The 14,559-nt window shown below is 54.7% G+C and carries 14 protein-coding genes; 5 read left to right on the top strand and 9 right to left on the bottom strand.

Annotation, left to right across the window (positions count from 1 at the left end; translation table 11 throughout):
- Window positions 1–69 precede the first annotated feature (69 nt).
- Both ACKWMY_RS05355 and fabV read left to right on the top strand, forming a co-directional pair.
- The gene (locus tag ACKWMY_RS05355; RefSeq protein ID WP_024530145.1) at window positions 70–888 is read left to right on the top strand and encodes an IclR family transcriptional regulator; all 819 of its coding nucleotides are present in this window, start codon (window positions 70–72) and stop codon (window positions 886–888) included.
- 155 nt (window positions 889–1,043) lie between these two features.
- Window positions 1,044–2,237, top strand: coding sequence for an enoyl-ACP reductase FabV (fabV, locus tag ACKWMY_RS05350; protein ID WP_021177880.1), 1,194 nt, complete (start codon window positions 1,044–1,046; stop codon window positions 2,235–2,237).
- A 65-nt stretch (window positions 2,238–2,302) separates the two neighbouring features.
- On the opposite strand, the gene uspE is transcribed toward fabV, so the two are convergent.
- Both uspE and ACKWMY_RS05340 read right to left on the bottom strand, forming a co-directional pair.
- On the bottom strand, window positions 2,303–3,265 hold the full coding sequence (gene uspE / locus ACKWMY_RS05345; protein ID WP_024530144.1) for a universal stress protein UspE: 963 nt from the start codon (window positions 3,263–3,265) through the stop codon (window positions 2,303–2,305).
- A 125-nt stretch (window positions 3,266–3,390) separates the two neighbouring features.
- Complete coding sequence (locus ACKWMY_RS05340) at window positions 3,391–4,155, bottom strand: FNR family transcription factor (protein ID WP_021177882.1); 765 nt, start codon at window positions 4,153–4,155, stop codon at window positions 3,391–3,393.
- Between the two features lie 445 nt (window positions 4,156–4,600).
- Here ACKWMY_RS05340 and ACKWMY_RS05335 point away from each other — a divergent pair, with 445 nt between their 5' ends.
- Together ACKWMY_RS05335 and ACKWMY_RS05330 are read left to right on the top strand one after the other, a co-directional pair.
- Window positions 4,601–4,945, top strand: a complete 345-nt coding sequence (locus ACKWMY_RS05335) for a hypothetical protein (RefSeq protein ID WP_074029126.1) — start codon at window positions 4,601–4,603, stop codon at window positions 4,943–4,945.
- A 12-nt stretch (window positions 4,946–4,957) separates the two neighbouring features.
- The gene (locus tag ACKWMY_RS05330) at window positions 4,958–5,488 is read left to right on the top strand and encodes a glycine zipper family protein (RefSeq protein WP_256714175.1); all 531 of its coding nucleotides are present in this window, start codon (window positions 4,958–4,960) and stop codon (window positions 5,486–5,488) included.
- Between the two features lie 46 nt (window positions 5,489–5,534).
- On the opposite strand, the gene ACKWMY_RS05325 is transcribed toward ACKWMY_RS05330, so the two are convergent.
- From ACKWMY_RS05325 to dalD, 3 genes are read right to left on the bottom strand one after another with little or no spacing between them, the layout of a single operon-like run.
- Window positions 5,535–6,824 carry an MFS transporter gene (locus ACKWMY_RS05325; protein ID WP_024486037.1) on the bottom strand — a complete coding sequence of 430 codons (1,290 nt, stop codon included), beginning with the start codon at window positions 6,822–6,824 and terminating at the stop codon, window positions 5,535–5,537.
- Window positions 6,825–6,882: 58 nt separating this feature from the next.
- Window positions 6,883–8,346, bottom strand: coding sequence for a xylulokinase (xylB, locus tag ACKWMY_RS05320; RefSeq protein ID WP_074029124.1), 1,464 nt, complete (start codon window positions 8,344–8,346; stop codon window positions 6,883–6,885).
- Between the two features lie 12 nt (window positions 8,347–8,358).
- Window positions 8,359–9,744 (bottom strand): D-arabinitol 4-dehydrogenase, encoded by a 1,386-nt coding sequence (dalD, locus tag ACKWMY_RS05315; RefSeq protein WP_074029122.1) that lies wholly within the window; start codon window positions 9,742–9,744, stop codon window positions 8,359–8,361.
- 188 nt (window positions 9,745–9,932) lie between these two features.
- On the opposite strand from dalD, the gene ACKWMY_RS05310 reads away from it, so the two are divergent.
- On the top strand, window positions 9,933–10,880 hold the full coding sequence (locus ACKWMY_RS05310) for a sugar-binding transcriptional regulator (protein WP_024530141.1): 948 nt from the start codon (window positions 9,933–9,935) through the stop codon (window positions 10,878–10,880).
- Here ACKWMY_RS05310 and ogt read toward each other — a convergent pair.
- The 4 genes from ogt to ACKWMY_RS05290 all read right to left on the bottom strand — a co-directional run bounded on the left by ogt (window position 10,877) and on the right by ACKWMY_RS05290 (window position 14,293).
- A complete protein-coding gene (gene ogt, locus ACKWMY_RS05305) occupies window positions 10,877–11,401 on the bottom strand; it encodes a methylated-DNA--[protein]-cysteine S-methyltransferase (protein ID WP_024530140.1) in 525 nt (174 codons plus the stop codon). The genes ACKWMY_RS05310 and ogt overlap by 4 nt on opposite strands.
- A gap of 210 nt (window positions 11,402–11,611) precedes the next feature.
- Window positions 11,612–11,923 (bottom strand): hypothetical protein, encoded by a 312-nt coding sequence (locus ACKWMY_RS05300; protein ID WP_024530139.1) that lies wholly within the window; start codon window positions 11,921–11,923, stop codon window positions 11,612–11,614.
- A gap of 342 nt (window positions 11,924–12,265) precedes the next feature.
- Window positions 12,266–13,120 (bottom strand): tagatose bisphosphate family class II aldolase, encoded by an 855-nt coding sequence (locus tag ACKWMY_RS05295; RefSeq protein WP_024486999.1) that lies wholly within the window; start codon window positions 13,118–13,120, stop codon window positions 12,266–12,268.
- A 9-nt stretch (window positions 13,121–13,129) separates the two neighbouring features.
- Entirely contained in the window at window positions 13,130–14,293 is a 1,164-nt protein-coding gene (locus ACKWMY_RS05290; RefSeq protein ID WP_211135769.1) for an SIS domain-containing protein, read from the bottom strand.
- Window positions 14,294–14,559: the final 266 nt, after the last annotated feature.

The raw sequence follows: 14,559 nt of genomic DNA, 5'->3' as shown, positions 1-14,559 counted from the left end.
TTCTCCTCAGTAGGTCCGCTTCTTACGCCGTGGCAACGGCTGGCGGCTCAACAATGGAGAGACTTCGCTATGAGCCTGAAAGCTGTTGACGAAAAAGATGACAAAAAAGACAAACCCCTTGGCAGCCAAAGCCTGTTTCGTGGTTTGCAGCTGATTGAAATATTGAGCAATTTCCCTAATGGCTGCCCGCTGGCACACCTGTCCGAGCTGGCAGAGATGAACAAAAGCACCGTGCATCGCCTGTTACAAGGGCTGCATACCAGCGGTTATGTTACGCAGGCGCCTTCCCCAGGCAGTTACCGCCTGACCACCAAATTCATTTCTATTGGTCAAAAGGCGCTTTCTTCACTGAATATCATCCATGTCGCTGCGCCGCATTTGGAGCAGTTGAACCTGGAAGTGGGGGAAACGGTCAACTTCTCCAGCCGGGAAGACGATCACGTGATTTTGATCTACAAGCTGGAACCGACCACCGGCATGATGCGTACCCGCGCCTATATCGGCCAACATATGCCGCTGTATTGTTCGGCGATGGGTAAAATTTTCATGGCCTATGGCAAGAGCGACTACCCGGATCACTATTGGCAAACCCACCAGCAGGAGATCCAGGTGCTAACGCGTAACACCATTACCGAATTGCCGAAGATGTATGAGGAGTTGGCGGATATCCGCAAGCAGGGCGTGGCGATGGATCGCGAAGAAAACGAGCTGGGCGTGTCCTGTATTGCTGCCCCGGTGTTCGATATTCAGCAGCGGGTGCCTTATTCCGTTTCGGTTTCGCTGCCTACGGCCAAGCTGCAACAGGTTGGCGTGCAGTCGTTGATGAAACCGCTGCTGGAGACAACGCGGCGCATCTCTCAGGAGTTGGGGTTTGTGACGCAGGGGTGATTATGCTTAACAAGACAGATCCCAGACGGAATTTGTGCTTAATTTAACAAGATTTGCGCAACATTTGTGCAATCCAACACATCAGATCACAAAAAAGGGACACAATGAGTTATCTTATGTCCCGATTTCATCCCTTTAACGGATCCTAGACCCATATGATTATCAAACCTAAGGTTCGCGGCTTTATCTGCACCACCACTCATCCGGTCGGTTGTGAAGCCAATGTTCGTCGTCAGATTGCCTACACCAAGGCGCAGGGCAAGATTGCCAATGGCCCTAAACGTGTGCTGGTGATCGGTGCATCTACCGGTTATGGTCTGGCTTCCCGTATTGCTACCGCCTTTGGCAGCGACGCCGCCACCATCGGCGTATTCTTCGAGAAAGCGGGCAGCGAAAGCAAAACCGCCACCGCTGGCTGGTACAACTCGGCCGCTTTTGACAAAGCCGCTAAAGAAGCTGGCCTGTACGCGAAAAGCGTCAATGGTGATGCTTTCTCCAACGAATGCCGCGCCAAGGTAATTGAGCTGATCAAAGCCGACCTGGGCCAGATCGATTTGGTGGTTTACTCGCTGGCTTCGCCGGTGCGTAAAATGCCAGATACTGGCGAAGTAGTGCGTTCCGCGCTGAAGCCAATCGGTGAGGTTTACACCACCACCGCTATCGACACCAACAAAGACCAAATCATCACCGCCACTGTTGAACCGGCCAGTGAAGAAGAAATCCAGAACACCATCACCGTGATGGGCGGCCAGGATTGGGAACTGTGGATGTCGGCGCTGGAAGAAGCGGGCGTGCTGGCCGAAGGGGCCAAGTCTGTTGCCTACTCTTATATCGGTACCGATCTGACCTGGCCAATCTACTGGCACGGTACTTTGGGCCGCGCCAAAGAAGATTTGGATCGTGCAGCAACCGCTATCCGTGGCGACCTGGCTGCCAAGGGCGGCACCGCACACGTTGCCGTGCTGAAATCCGTGGTCACCCAGGCTTCTTCAGCCATTCCGGTAATGCCGCTGTATATCTCCATGGCTTTCAAGATCATGAAAGAGAAGGGCATCCACGAAGGCTGCATGGAACAGGTTTCCCGTTTGATGCACACCCGTCTGTACGGCGAAGAGATGCCGCTGGACGATCATGCCCGTATCCGTATGGATGACTGGGAACTGCGTGATGATGTGCAGCAGGCCTGCCGCGATCTGTGGCCGTCAATCACTTCGGAAAACCTGAGTGAACTGACCGACTACACCGGCTACAAGCAGGAGTTCCTGCGCCTGTTCGGTTTTGGTCTGGAAGAAGTGGACTATGACGCGGACGTTAATCCAGACGTGCGTTTCGATGTGGTAGAGCTTTAATTTCTACCCCTAGAATGTAAAACAGGGCCCGATTGGGCCCTGTTTGTTTTTATAACGTACCGAAATCAATCCTCATCGTCGTGCTCGTCGTCTTCATCCATTACGATCGGGCAGTCGAAGTCATCCGGTTTGAGCACCAGCAGGTCACATTTCAGATGGTCGATCACCTGTTCCGCGGTATTGCCGATAAACGCGGCAGAAATACCGGTGCGCCCCAAGCTACCTAACACCACTACGCCCGCTTGCAAATGCTCGGCCAAATCCGGGATCACTTCCTCCGGCAGGCCTTTCTCCACGTGGGTGAATTCTTCGTTGATGTGGAATTTCTGCCTTAACGCCTTCATGGCGATCAGATGCTGCCCGCGGATCGCGTCGTTATAGATGCTGGGGTCAAAATCGGGCAGTTCGATGGCGATGTTGATTGGGGTGACTGGGTAGGCACCCACCAGGTGCACTTCGGTTTGATTGACGTTTTGCGCCAGCTCGAGCGTTTCCTTCACCAGCCGGATATTGAGTGGGTCATGATAAGGTTCTTCGCTGGATAGATTAACCGCCACCAACGCTTTACCTCCTTCTGGCCAAGGTTGGTCTTTGACCATCCACACCGGGCAAGGACATTTGCGCAGCAGATGCCAGTCTGTCGGGGTGAAAATTACCGATTCCAGTCTGTCGTGCTGATGGGCCATTTTCAGCAGTAAATCATGGTTGCCGCTCAGCACTTCCTGAATGATCGCCTCATAGGGCCGATTGTGCCATACCACTTTGATTTCAATGGGGACACCGTCTTCAAGATAGAAGCGGCATTGCTCTTTAATCCACGCCGCCCGTTGGCTGATCACCCCTTGCCGCATTGCCGTTCTTTCGTCAGGGGAAAGCAGGGTGGTCATTTCGTAAGAGAAATCATAGATAGGAAGGAAGGCCTTAATCCGCCCACCGTTCCGCTTGATCAGGTAAACTGCCCGGCGCAGTGCCGGTTGATCGTCCTGATTGGGGTCAATAGCCACCAGTAGATTCTGATACTTCGCCATAGGGCCTCCTTACAGCTGTAGATCAACAGTCTGTTCACATACAGAGTAACCCAACATTGAAAAACAGAACAGCGGCAGAGGGGGGCTAGGCCAACAATTTCAGCGAATTATTGGCCCAGTAGGGGTCAGGCGCTTACGGAGACGTTGATGCGTGCGGCACCCGCCAGTTGTGACAGGGCGTCTGCGTTTTCGATGGTGATGTATTTGCCTTTCACGCTGAGGATTTCGCTTTTCTGGAAACGCCCCAACAGGCGGCTGATGGTTTCCACCGTCAGGCCCAGATAGTTGCCGATATCACCTCGGGTCATGGTCAAACGGAACTCACGCGGTGAGAAGCCACGTTCGGCAAAGCGGTGCGACAGGTTATACACGAAAGCGGCCAGGCGCTCTTCGGCGTTCTTCTTCGACAGCAGCAGGATCATATCCTGGTCACCTTTGATCTCACCGCTCATCAAACGCATGATTTGCTGGCGCAGATTAGGCATTTTGCCCGAAAGGTCGTCCAGCGTTTCAAACGGGATTTCACAGACCATGGACGTTTCCAGCGCCTGAGCGAAGCTTGGGTGCTTCAGGCCACCGATGGCGTCAAAGCCTACCAGATCGCCCGCCAGGTGGAAGCCAGTAATTTGTTCGTCACCCTGTTCGGTGATGGTGTAGCTTTTGATGGTCCCGGAGCGGATGGCATACAGTGATTTCAGTTCGTCACCGGCTTTAAACAGCGTTTGGCCTTTCTGGATCGGCTTTTTCCTCTCGATGATGTTGTCGAGTTGGTCCAGCTCATGCGTATTCAGCGTAAAAGGAATACACAGCTGGCTGATGCTGCAGTCTTGGCAATGGATCGCACAACCACCAGACTGGATACGACGAATCACGCGTTTTTCCGGGATCATAGATTAAGCTCACGCAATAATTGATATGAGTCAATTTTAACATCTTTTGAGGCAGGTGATAAGTACAGCAAGAACAAGAGCAGCGACAATTTGTGTGATTTTTAAACTGAGCTGTTACTCCTCATTCTGTAGCATACTGATGTGTAGTGATTTATCGACTTCGTAAAAGCCAAGCTGAAGTTGACTAAAGCCATATAAAAAACGAATAAGTCCCGCAGTATCATCGGGTTTTTGCGATTAGTCTTGGTTTTTACATGGACATCGACGGTTTGATAGTTTTCGTCCGCGAATGTAACGGTTATTAACAAATCAATATTTCAACACAAATTTGGCGTATTGCTTAGCACATTCCCCCTAATCTCAACCCACGATCCCTCTGTGAACCGCACTATGCTTAGGGTAACGAAGCAATTGAAGCAATTAATGCCTTAGCAGGGAGTTGATTATGAAAAAAGTCATGGCTTTATTGCTGTGTCTCGGGGGGCTGATGTCTGCCAGCAGCCCGTCTTTTGCCTATGGCTATTACGGCCATGGTTATTACGAACATGGTTATTATGGCCCGCATTACTACGGCCCACCGGTGATCCTGGATGTGCCACTGGGGCCGCCACCGGTCTACTACGAGGCCCCGCCAACGGTTTACGTAGCTCCGGCACCAAGTCAAACCTATGTCGAAAAAGCGCCGAATTATGCGTATTACTGCCGTAGCCCGGCTGGGTACTATCCGCAGATTCCGCGTTGCGCGTCCGGCTGGCTGAAAGTGGTACCCGATGCGGCTCCCCCACGGTAAAGCAGGTGATAAATGGCAATGAAATTATCTCTGGCGGTAAGTCTGGTCGCTGGCGGCGTCTTGCTGGTGGGATGCGTTTCCCCGCCAACGGGCCCGGAAGTGACAGTATTGCCAGGCAGTGGCAAGAGCTATCAGCAATTTAACCGTGATGATGCTTTGTGCCGCAATAGTGCGCAGACCAGCATCAGCGGCGGGACACAAGCGGCCACTAATAACGCCGTGGGGTCGGCAGCGGCAGGAACGGTACTGGGTGCGGCGGCCGGGGCGCTGATTGGGGCCGCGACGGGTGATGCTGGAGCCGGAGCGGCGATCGGGGCGGGGAGCGGATTATTACTGGGCAGCGCGGTAGGAAGTAGTGCAGGACAACGCCGTTCGGACGATCTGCAACAGCAATATGATATTGCCTATACCCAGTGTATGTATGCTCGAGGCGATCAAGTACCGGCGGGCTATGATTATCAGCAATCGGACCTTCGTTCGGCGCCGCCGGATTATTCTCCTGCACCAGACAGCAGCGTGCCTCCTGATTATGTTCCCAGGTAAAACTCTGCGTAGGGCGAACGGGCGCAGCAGCGCCCGTCTTTAAACGTCAGGCACTATTTTTAGCCAAAGCATCATTAGCCGGAACATAGCGCGGGACGTTGTTATGTCCTGGCTGGTCGACTTTGACGATCAGCGTCAACACCGCCGCCACCAGATACAAACCGGTATATACCCACACCACGCCTTCGATATCAAAGAAGGGTAGCACTATAGAGGCGATGGCCGGGGCCGCGAAGTTGCTCAGGCCAGCGGAAAGGTTATAGATCGAGATGGCTGCGCCTTTATGGTTGGGTTCCAGCACCGGGAATACTGCGGTCATGGGGACGAAGGCCGCAACGGTGATCCCAAGCATGACTGCTGGCACCAGCGCGATCCAGAAGTTATGGCCAAAATGTACCGGCAGGTAGTAAAACGCCAGGCTGGAGATGGCGCAACCGATGCAGCCAAACCAGCGCACCTGGCGCAGCCAACCGATTTTCTCCCCCAGAATGCCCCACATAATGTTGGTGAAGATGGTGACAAAGAAGAACACCGCCCAAATTTGCAGCCACTCTGACATGCTAAAGCCCAGCCGGCCTACATACAGCATCGGCATAATCACCGCAAAGCCAAACAGCGACAGCGTGTTGATGATACGGATCAGGCAGGAGAGGAAGATATTGCGGTTGGTGAACAGGATCGTCACCGCGCGGGAAAGCTCTTTGAGTTTCTCCTGCGGTGACAGATCGGCCTTGGGGCTGGCCTCACCCACGTTGCGCAGCAGGAACATCGCCATCAAGCCACCGGCCGCCACCCATGCAATGGCAAACCACAGGGTGCCGGTTTCGCCCATCAACGGAATGGTAAAGCTGGGCAGATAGCTGCCGACACAGCCGATGCCGATCGAATACATTGCCCAGAACCAGCCCATCGCGGAAGAGAGTTGCTGCTTAGGGACGTTCTGTACCACCAACATCACAAACGAATAGATAAACAGCGGATAGGCCAGGCCACGAATGCCGTAAAACAGCAACATCAGCGGGTAGTTACGCATCCCCAGGCCAAACAGCATAAACAGCACGTGCATCACCAGCCACAGGATAAAACCGATGCGCATTGCCTTTTGTGGCGTGATGATTTCGGCCACCACGCCGGAACTCCAGGCCGCCAGCGCCGCTGCCAGTCCATACACGGTAAACACCAGCGCCGACTGTGCCGGAGTGAACCCCATATCGGTGATGTGTTTAGACAGAAAAGCCATCTCAAAGCCGTCGCCGCTCATGAAAATGGCGATGGCGATGTAGCCCCAGAACAGGTTCATCGGCAGGCCGAACCAGTGTTTATGTGTTTGTGGCATAACAAACTCCAGGATAGGTGTAAGGGTACAGTCTTATTATTTTTTTACCGCGCCGGGATCATGCCCGGCGCAGGTTCAATTGTTGTTGATAGAGCTGACGGTAGGTGGCAAGACGTTCCGCGAGCAGAGGTTGGCGTTCACCGTCGGGCAAGTAGCGCCGATCGATGGCGGGTTTGTGGCAAACCTGATCCACCGTTCCACCCGCTGCCAGCCATCCCAACCGCGCCGCGCCTAAAGCGCCACCGGCTTCTCCGCCAAGATGGGTGACCACCGGCAGATCGAGCACGTCAGCCATCAGTTGCGCCCAATGCTCGCTACGAGCGCCGCCGCCAATCAGTGAGCATTGATCCAGCCGGGTTCCGGCTTGCGAAAGTACGTCCAGGCCGTCCGCCATGCCGAATGCCACGCCTTCCAGCACCGCATAGCCCATTGCCGCACGCTGATGGCTGTGGGTCAGGCCGTGGAACGCACCGGTCGCCAGCGGATCGTTGTGCGGCGTCCGTTCACCGGACAGGTAGGGCAGAAAGACCGGGGCCAGGCGCTGTTCCGCCAGGTTCATCTGGGCGATTTCGGCCAACAGCGTGGGTTCATTGCTGCCCACCAGTTGACAGAACCAGCGCAGGGCACTGGCGGCGGTAAGCATCACGCTCATCTGATGCCAACGTTCAGGCAGGGCATGGCAAAACGCATGGACGGCGGATTGTGGATTGGGGCGGAAGCGATCGTTAACGGCGAACAGCACGCCGGACGTCCCCAGCGAGATAAACGCGTCGCCTGGATTAACCGCGCCAATGCCCACCGCGCTGGCTGCGTTATCTCCACCGCCACCGGCGATAATAATATTGTCAGCAAGGCCCCAGGAGCGGGCAATATCGCCTTTCAACTGGCCGGAGATTTCGCTGCCTTCTACCAGACGTGGCATTTGATCGCGGTTGAGGCCACAGGCGGCAAGCAAGGAATCTGACCAGTCCCGCTTGCCGACGTCGAGCCACAGCGTACCTGCCGCGTCCGACATATCCGAAACCTTGTCGCCACTCATCATCCAGCGCAGGAAGTCCTTGGGCAGCAGCACGGTGGCGATTTGCGCGAAGATATCCGGTTCATGCTTGGCAACCCATAACAGCTTGGGTGCGGTGAAACCCGGCATCGCCAGGTTACCGGCAACGTCATGCAACTCTGGTGCGTTCTGCGTCAACTGTTTGCATTGTTCGGCGCTGCGAGTGTCATTCCATAAAATCGCCGGGCGCAAAACCTGATTATCACGGTTGAGCAGAACCGCACCGTGCATCTGGCCGGAAAGCCCCAGCGAGCGGATCTGCGGCCATTGTTGTGGAATTTTGGCGCGTAAACGGCTCACCACTGCCTGCGTTGCTCGCCACCAATCGGCCGGATCCTGCTCTGCCCAGTGAGGATGCGGGCGTTGTACTTCCAGCGGTTCACCGGCGCTGGCGATCAGAGTGCCGTGGTCATCAATCACCACGGCTTTGATTTCTGAGGTGCCTAAATCGAGTCCTAGATACATGGTTCGCTCCCTTTATTGCGCCAGACAGTGGTTAACCCGATCGATGGATTGGCGCAGCAGTTGGCTAAAGGCACTGCTGTGAGCCAAGGTGCTGAACAATTTCTCATCTGAGGCAAATACTGCCACCGGATCGGCCGCTTCGAACATCTGGTGGACTGCGGCGGCGTCCAGAATGCCGTCCTGATATTCATAAGGCAGTTGGTCTTGGTGCCAGCGCTGCATAAAGACAAAGAACAGAGCAGGCAGCATGGCCGTGGCTTTCGGCTCCTGACCGCGCTGATAACACTCTTGCAGCGTTGGGGTAATGAAACCGGGGATTTTGGAAAAACCGTCGGCGGCGACGCGCTGGTTGGTATCGCGAATATAGGGGTTGCTAAAGCGTTCCAGAACCACGTCACGGTAGGCGGCCAAGTCGAGCGGGCTAGGCGTCAGGGACGGGATCACGTCCTGGGTCACATAGTCATAAGCCAACTGGTGGATGGCCGGGGTGCCGGTGCTTTCATGAATAAAGCTTTGGCCAATCAGCGTGCCAGCCCAGGCAATACAGCTATGGCTGGCGTTGAGGATGCGGATCTTGGCTTCTTCATAGGGCAGCACTGATTCAACCATTTCGACGCCGACGTTCTCTAATGCTGGCCGTCCGTTGATGAAATCATCTTCGATCACCCATTGGATAAAGGCTTCGCCCATCACTGGCGCACGATCCTGGAAGCCGGTGGCTTCGGCAACGCGCTCGGCAACTTCCGGCGCTGGCCGTGGCGTGATGCGGTCAACCATGGTATTGGGGCAGCGGGTGTGGCTATCGATCCAGGCGATCAGCTCTGGCTCTTTGCGCAGTTGCAGGAACTGCATCAGGCCGTGACGGAAGCGTTCACCGTTATGGCGCAGGTTATCGCAGTTCAATAACGTGACAGTGTCACCATTGAGCTGCTTTCTGCGCGCCAACAGCTGTGCCATGGTGCCGTAAATGGTGCGGCAGGCGCCCAGCAGATCGGCCTGAATATCAGCGTTAGCACGATCCAGGTTGAACTGGTTATCCAGATAATAGCCACCTTCGGTGACGGTGAAGGAAATGACGCGGGTTTCTGGTTTGGCCCCCTGTTCGGTCAACGCGGCCAGTTCGTTATCCCAGGGAATGACCTTACTGATGGAGGTAATGGTTTCATACTGGCGTACGCCCTGTGGAGTGACGGTCTCCAGCACGTATTGGCCTTGTTGCTCAGCCAGCGTATCCAGTAACGGCGTGGCGTCATCGCGAATGTTGGCAAGCGCAATTGACCAGCGGCTATCGCCCGCTGCAATCAGCCGGTGTAGATACCACGCCTGATGAGCTCGATGGAAAGATCCGGCGCCGATATGCAGCCAAATGGCCTGAGAAGAGTTCACGGGTTTGCTCATAAGGTTCTCCACTAAAGGTTATTGTAGGGCAATAGCCCTTTAGTAGGGCATTTGCTCCGTTAATGGCGATAGAGTAAATAAACTTTTGCCCTTTAAATGGGCTTTAGCTCACAAATGTGCAAATCGACCTCTGCGAGCAGCAGGAATGCCAGTAAAATGGGGCCATCAGGGGTAGCGGGTGAAATAACATGGTCAAACACGATAAGAAGCTGGATCAGGCGGCACGAGCCGCCTGGATGTATTACGTGGCCGGACAGACTCAGAATGAAATTGCCGAGGCGTTGGGCGTATCGCGCCAGGTTGCGCAGCGGCTGGTGGCATTGGCGATCGACAGCGGTCTGATCAGCGTCAATATTTCCCACCCGGTAGGGCGCTGCATGGAGTTATCGGCCCGTCTTAGCGCACGCTATGGCTTAACGCTTTGCCAGGTGGTGCCTAGCCAAGGAATGGAGAGTGCCGGGATAAACCGTGCGGTGGCGGTGGCCGGGGCTGAAGTGATGGCGCAGTTTTTGCGCAGTGAACAGCCATTGAACATTGGGGTTGGTTCAGGCCGCAGCCTGAAGGCGGCGATCGATGAGCTGCCGGAATTGGAGCGGCCACAGCATAGCTGCGTCTCGCTGATTGGTGCGATCGCGGCTGATGGCTCCTGTACCCGTTATGACGTACCGCTATGGATGGCAGAGAAAACCCAGGGACGCTACTTTATCCTGCCCGCACCGCTGTTTGCCGATAGCGAACAGGATCGCGCCCTGTGGTGCAACCACCGCATTTACCGCACGGTGAACGACAAGGCCAGCCAGGCCGATGTGACCTTTATCGGTATTGGCACCATCGAATATCACTGCCCGCTGCACAAGGATGGGTTTATCACCGCAGAAGATGTCGATCGCCTGTGCGAATCTAACGCGGTGGCAGAAATGCTGGGTCATTTTATCGATCCGCAAGGCCAGCGGGTGGCCAGCGAACTCGATCGGCGGCTGACCAGCGTCAATCTGCGCCAGCGGCCGGAAAAGCCGGTGATTGCGCTAGCCGGTGGCGCGGAAAAGCATCAGGCCATTCGTGCCGCCTTGCTGGGCCGCTGGATCAACGGCCTGGTGACGGATGAGGAGAGCGCGTTGGCGCTGCTGGCCGATTAAATCAGATCCTGGGGCAGGAAACCTTCATGTTTCAGCAGCCATTGCTTGCGCTGCACCCCTCCGGCGTAACCGGTCAGCGCTCCCTGTGAACCGATCACTCGGTGGCAGGGCACCACGATACTGATTGGGTTAGTGCCGTTTGCCATGCCAACTGCGCGTGATGCGGTTGGCCTGCCAATGCGCTTGGCCAATTCACCGTAGGTGATGATCTCCCCACAGGGAATTTGCCGCAGTTGCTGCCAGACGGTGCGCTGGAACTCGGTGCCCGCAGTCATCACTGGCACAGTGTCGATGGCTGCCAACTCGCCAGCAAAATAGCGCTGCATCACTTCCGTCAGGCCGCCCGGGTTGACTCGCTCCTGTATCACGAAGGGTGAGGCTCGATAGTGGCTGTTGAGCAGCTTCATCAGGCGAGCCTCGTGATCGGTCCAGTCCAGCGCGCGCATCCGTCCTTGCTCATCTCCGATCAACACCAGTTCACCGACCGGCGTCGGCATACGATCAATAAAAAAGGTCAGCATGTTGTTCACTCCTTGCGTTTGATAGGGCGATTATTACATGAAAGAGCCGGATGTGATGGCGGATTTCGGACATGCTGATGGGGCGGGGCTATAGGAAAAAACAGGGTACACCCAAATAGGTATACCCCTGAGATGAAACGCCAAAATGTTTATAAAATCACAAAGTCATTTTCGATGGCTAATTGTATGACATAATTACGTCGATTAGGATTAATTGTAAATTAACGTAATTCGTTGTAGAGAAGGGTCATTAAACACCGATTCACGAATAGGTTTCCCCATTAATTCCGAACCCATATTATCCAATGGCATTTGGATAAATTCATTGGTATTGAAGGCGGTTTCACGATAGCAACTGGATATATACTGACCATTATTGCGCGAAATCTCGCAGGTTGGGGCGCTGATTTTGCCGGAAAACTGGATGCTCCCTGAGATGGCGTTGTGGCTAACATCTTGTTTTGAATGGGCAGAAAGTGGTAAAGCTGCCAGTATGGCCAAAGCAGTAATAATAGATTTCATAAGCTATTCCTATTAGCATAAAGTAAAACCATCCATTAACAAAAAAGTCGATTATTGTCTAAAAAATAAACTTCCATTGCCTGATGATTTAATTTCCAACGTTACTATAATGTATTGAGTAAATAATAATAACAGCAATCGTTCGTTAATTGAATTTAATAGTAGAGATGGGCAGGCAGTAAAACCATGATTTAGATCATAGTGGGGGGAATTTAGGGGTTAATGTGAGAATTATTACTTTTGATACTGCTTATAATAACGGGTGTGACTTTAAATGGCGATATTAATGTTAAGGCCGCATATTCATGGTTATTCTGCGGCCCTTAATCCTACTCTTTAGAGTTACAGCATACCTGCGCTGCCACAGATACGGATCTTTTCTGCTACCACTTCTTTCATCGCCAATTTACCCGGGACGATGTATTTACGCGGATCGTTGGCCTCCGGATGCTGCGAGAAATAGCTCTTCACCGCATCGGCAAAGGCGATTTTGAGTTCGGTCGCCACGTTCACTTTACACACCCCCAGCGAGATGGCTCGCTTGACCATCGCTTCCGGGATACCGGAGGCACCGTGCAGCACCAACGGGATCTCCAGCTGTTCGCGGATCAGCGCCAGACGGTCAAAATCCAGCTTGGGCTCCCCGTGGTACAGCCCATGAGCCGAACCAATGGCGACGGCGAGGGAGTCGATCCCGGTCGCCGCGACAAACTCGCGGGCGGCTTTTGGATCGGTATAAAAGCCGTCTGCTGCATCGACAATCAGATCGTCTTCCTGGCCACCCAGGCGGCCCAGCTCCGCTTCTACGCTAGCCCCGTAGCGATGGCATAACGCGACGGCTTGCGCAACCAACGCGATGTTCTGCTCAAAAGGCAGGTGCGAGCCATCGATCATTACCGAACGGATCCCGGCTCTGACCTTGGTGGCGATATCCTCGAGCTCTTCGTGATGGTCCAGATGCAGTGCCAGCGGCAGGTCATGGCGCTGGGCTGCCGAACGGCAAATTCCCACCAGATAGTCGGTACCCGCATAGCTGAAGGTGCCTGGTGTCCCGGCCATGATCACCGGGGATTGCAGTTCGGCGGCGGTTTCTGCCACTACCTGCACCGTTTCAAGATTGTGGACGTTGAACGCCGGTACGGCATAGCCCTGCCTTTGTGCTTTCAACAGCATTTCACGGTTGGATATCAGGTACATAACGGCTCCTTACAGCTCGGTAGCAGAGTAGGGATAAATGGTCACGCCTTTTACCACTCGGTTGACCTCTCCGGTTGGACAAGGGTTATCCGGCGTCAGGCCGCGCGCCAGCGAGGTTTCAAACGCCAGCATTTGGGCGAACAGCAGGTAGGGGAATAACAGCCAGATATCGTCGTCGGCATGATGCAAATCGGACTGGTCCGTTTTCTCTGTTGGTGAATTACCAAGGCCAACCATTTGCTTGGCCAAACCGTCGCGCTGGAGTTCGTCCCACAGATCCTGCTCATAACGCTCGGTATAGCGGTTGCTGGAGAGCATCAGTAGCACCAACGTCTGTGGATCGACCATAAATTTAGGGCCGTGACGCAGGCCCAGTGGCGAGTCGTAGCGGGTGACGATCTGCCCGGCGGTCAGTTCCAGCATTTTCAGCGAGGCTTCCTCCGCCAGGCCGGTGAAACAGCTACTGCCGAGCACGATGTAACGGCTAAAGCCGCTGCTGGCCAGGGTTTTTACTTGGGATTGCAGCGTTTCACGCAGTTCTCTACAGCGCTCGATCATTTGCACCAGTGGTTGCTTGGCGGCGTCCAGGGAATAGGGGCCTAACAGCAGCGCGGTGCTGAGCATCATGCAGCTGAAGCTGGAGGTCATGGCAAAGCTCTGGTCGTTTGAGCCCTGTGGCATCACCAGGGCACAGACGTTCTTACGGCCGTGCGCGTAGTTGGCCAACTGGCTGTCCGGGTTGCACACCAGCATCAGGTGATAGCACTGGGGAAGCAGTTGATCTGCCAGCGCCACCGAGGCGACGCTTTCCGGGCTGTTGCCGGAACGGGCGAAAGAGACCAGCAGCGTCGGGCGTGATGGATCGAGAAACTGCTGCGGATTGGCGACGATATCGGTGGTGCCATAGGCCGCAACATCTCGGCCGGTTTTTTCCCTTAGCCATGGGGCCAAGGCCCGACCGGCAAAGGCTGAACTGCCAGCACCGCACAGCACAATCTGCAGGCGCGGGTTTTGCAGCAGCGGCGTCAGGAAAGCGGAACATTGCTCCTGTTGGGCGACCAACTGCTGGTGCAAGGCAGCCCAAAGGTCCGGCTGCTGCCAAATCTCACGGGCGGTATGCAGCGCATGATGTTGCTCCAGCCAGTCCGCATCGTAAGAAAAATAACCTGTCATGATGGTAACTCCTTAAAAATAAAACGGTTAATACGCTATAAATACCTGTGGATGCGGATGATCCGGTGCTGTTGCTAGCCCTCACCCTAACCCTCTCCCACAGGGAGAGGGGATCGAACCGTGCCACCAGCCAACTCCTGCGCTCGCCACTAATTAGCTTCTGTAACTGGTTATTACTCTGTACCCACTCCTTTTATTCCAGAGTCGCTCAGCATCTGACAGCTGCTCCGTTTCAGCTCCCTCTCCCTTGAGGGAGAGGGTTGGGT

Source organism: Serratia sp. J2 (assembly GCF_046269175.1).
Classification (GTDB): Bacteria; Pseudomonadota; Gammaproteobacteria; order Enterobacterales; family Enterobacteriaceae; genus Chania; species Chania fonticola_C.
This window is presented reverse-complemented; position numbering and strand designations above follow the sequence as displayed.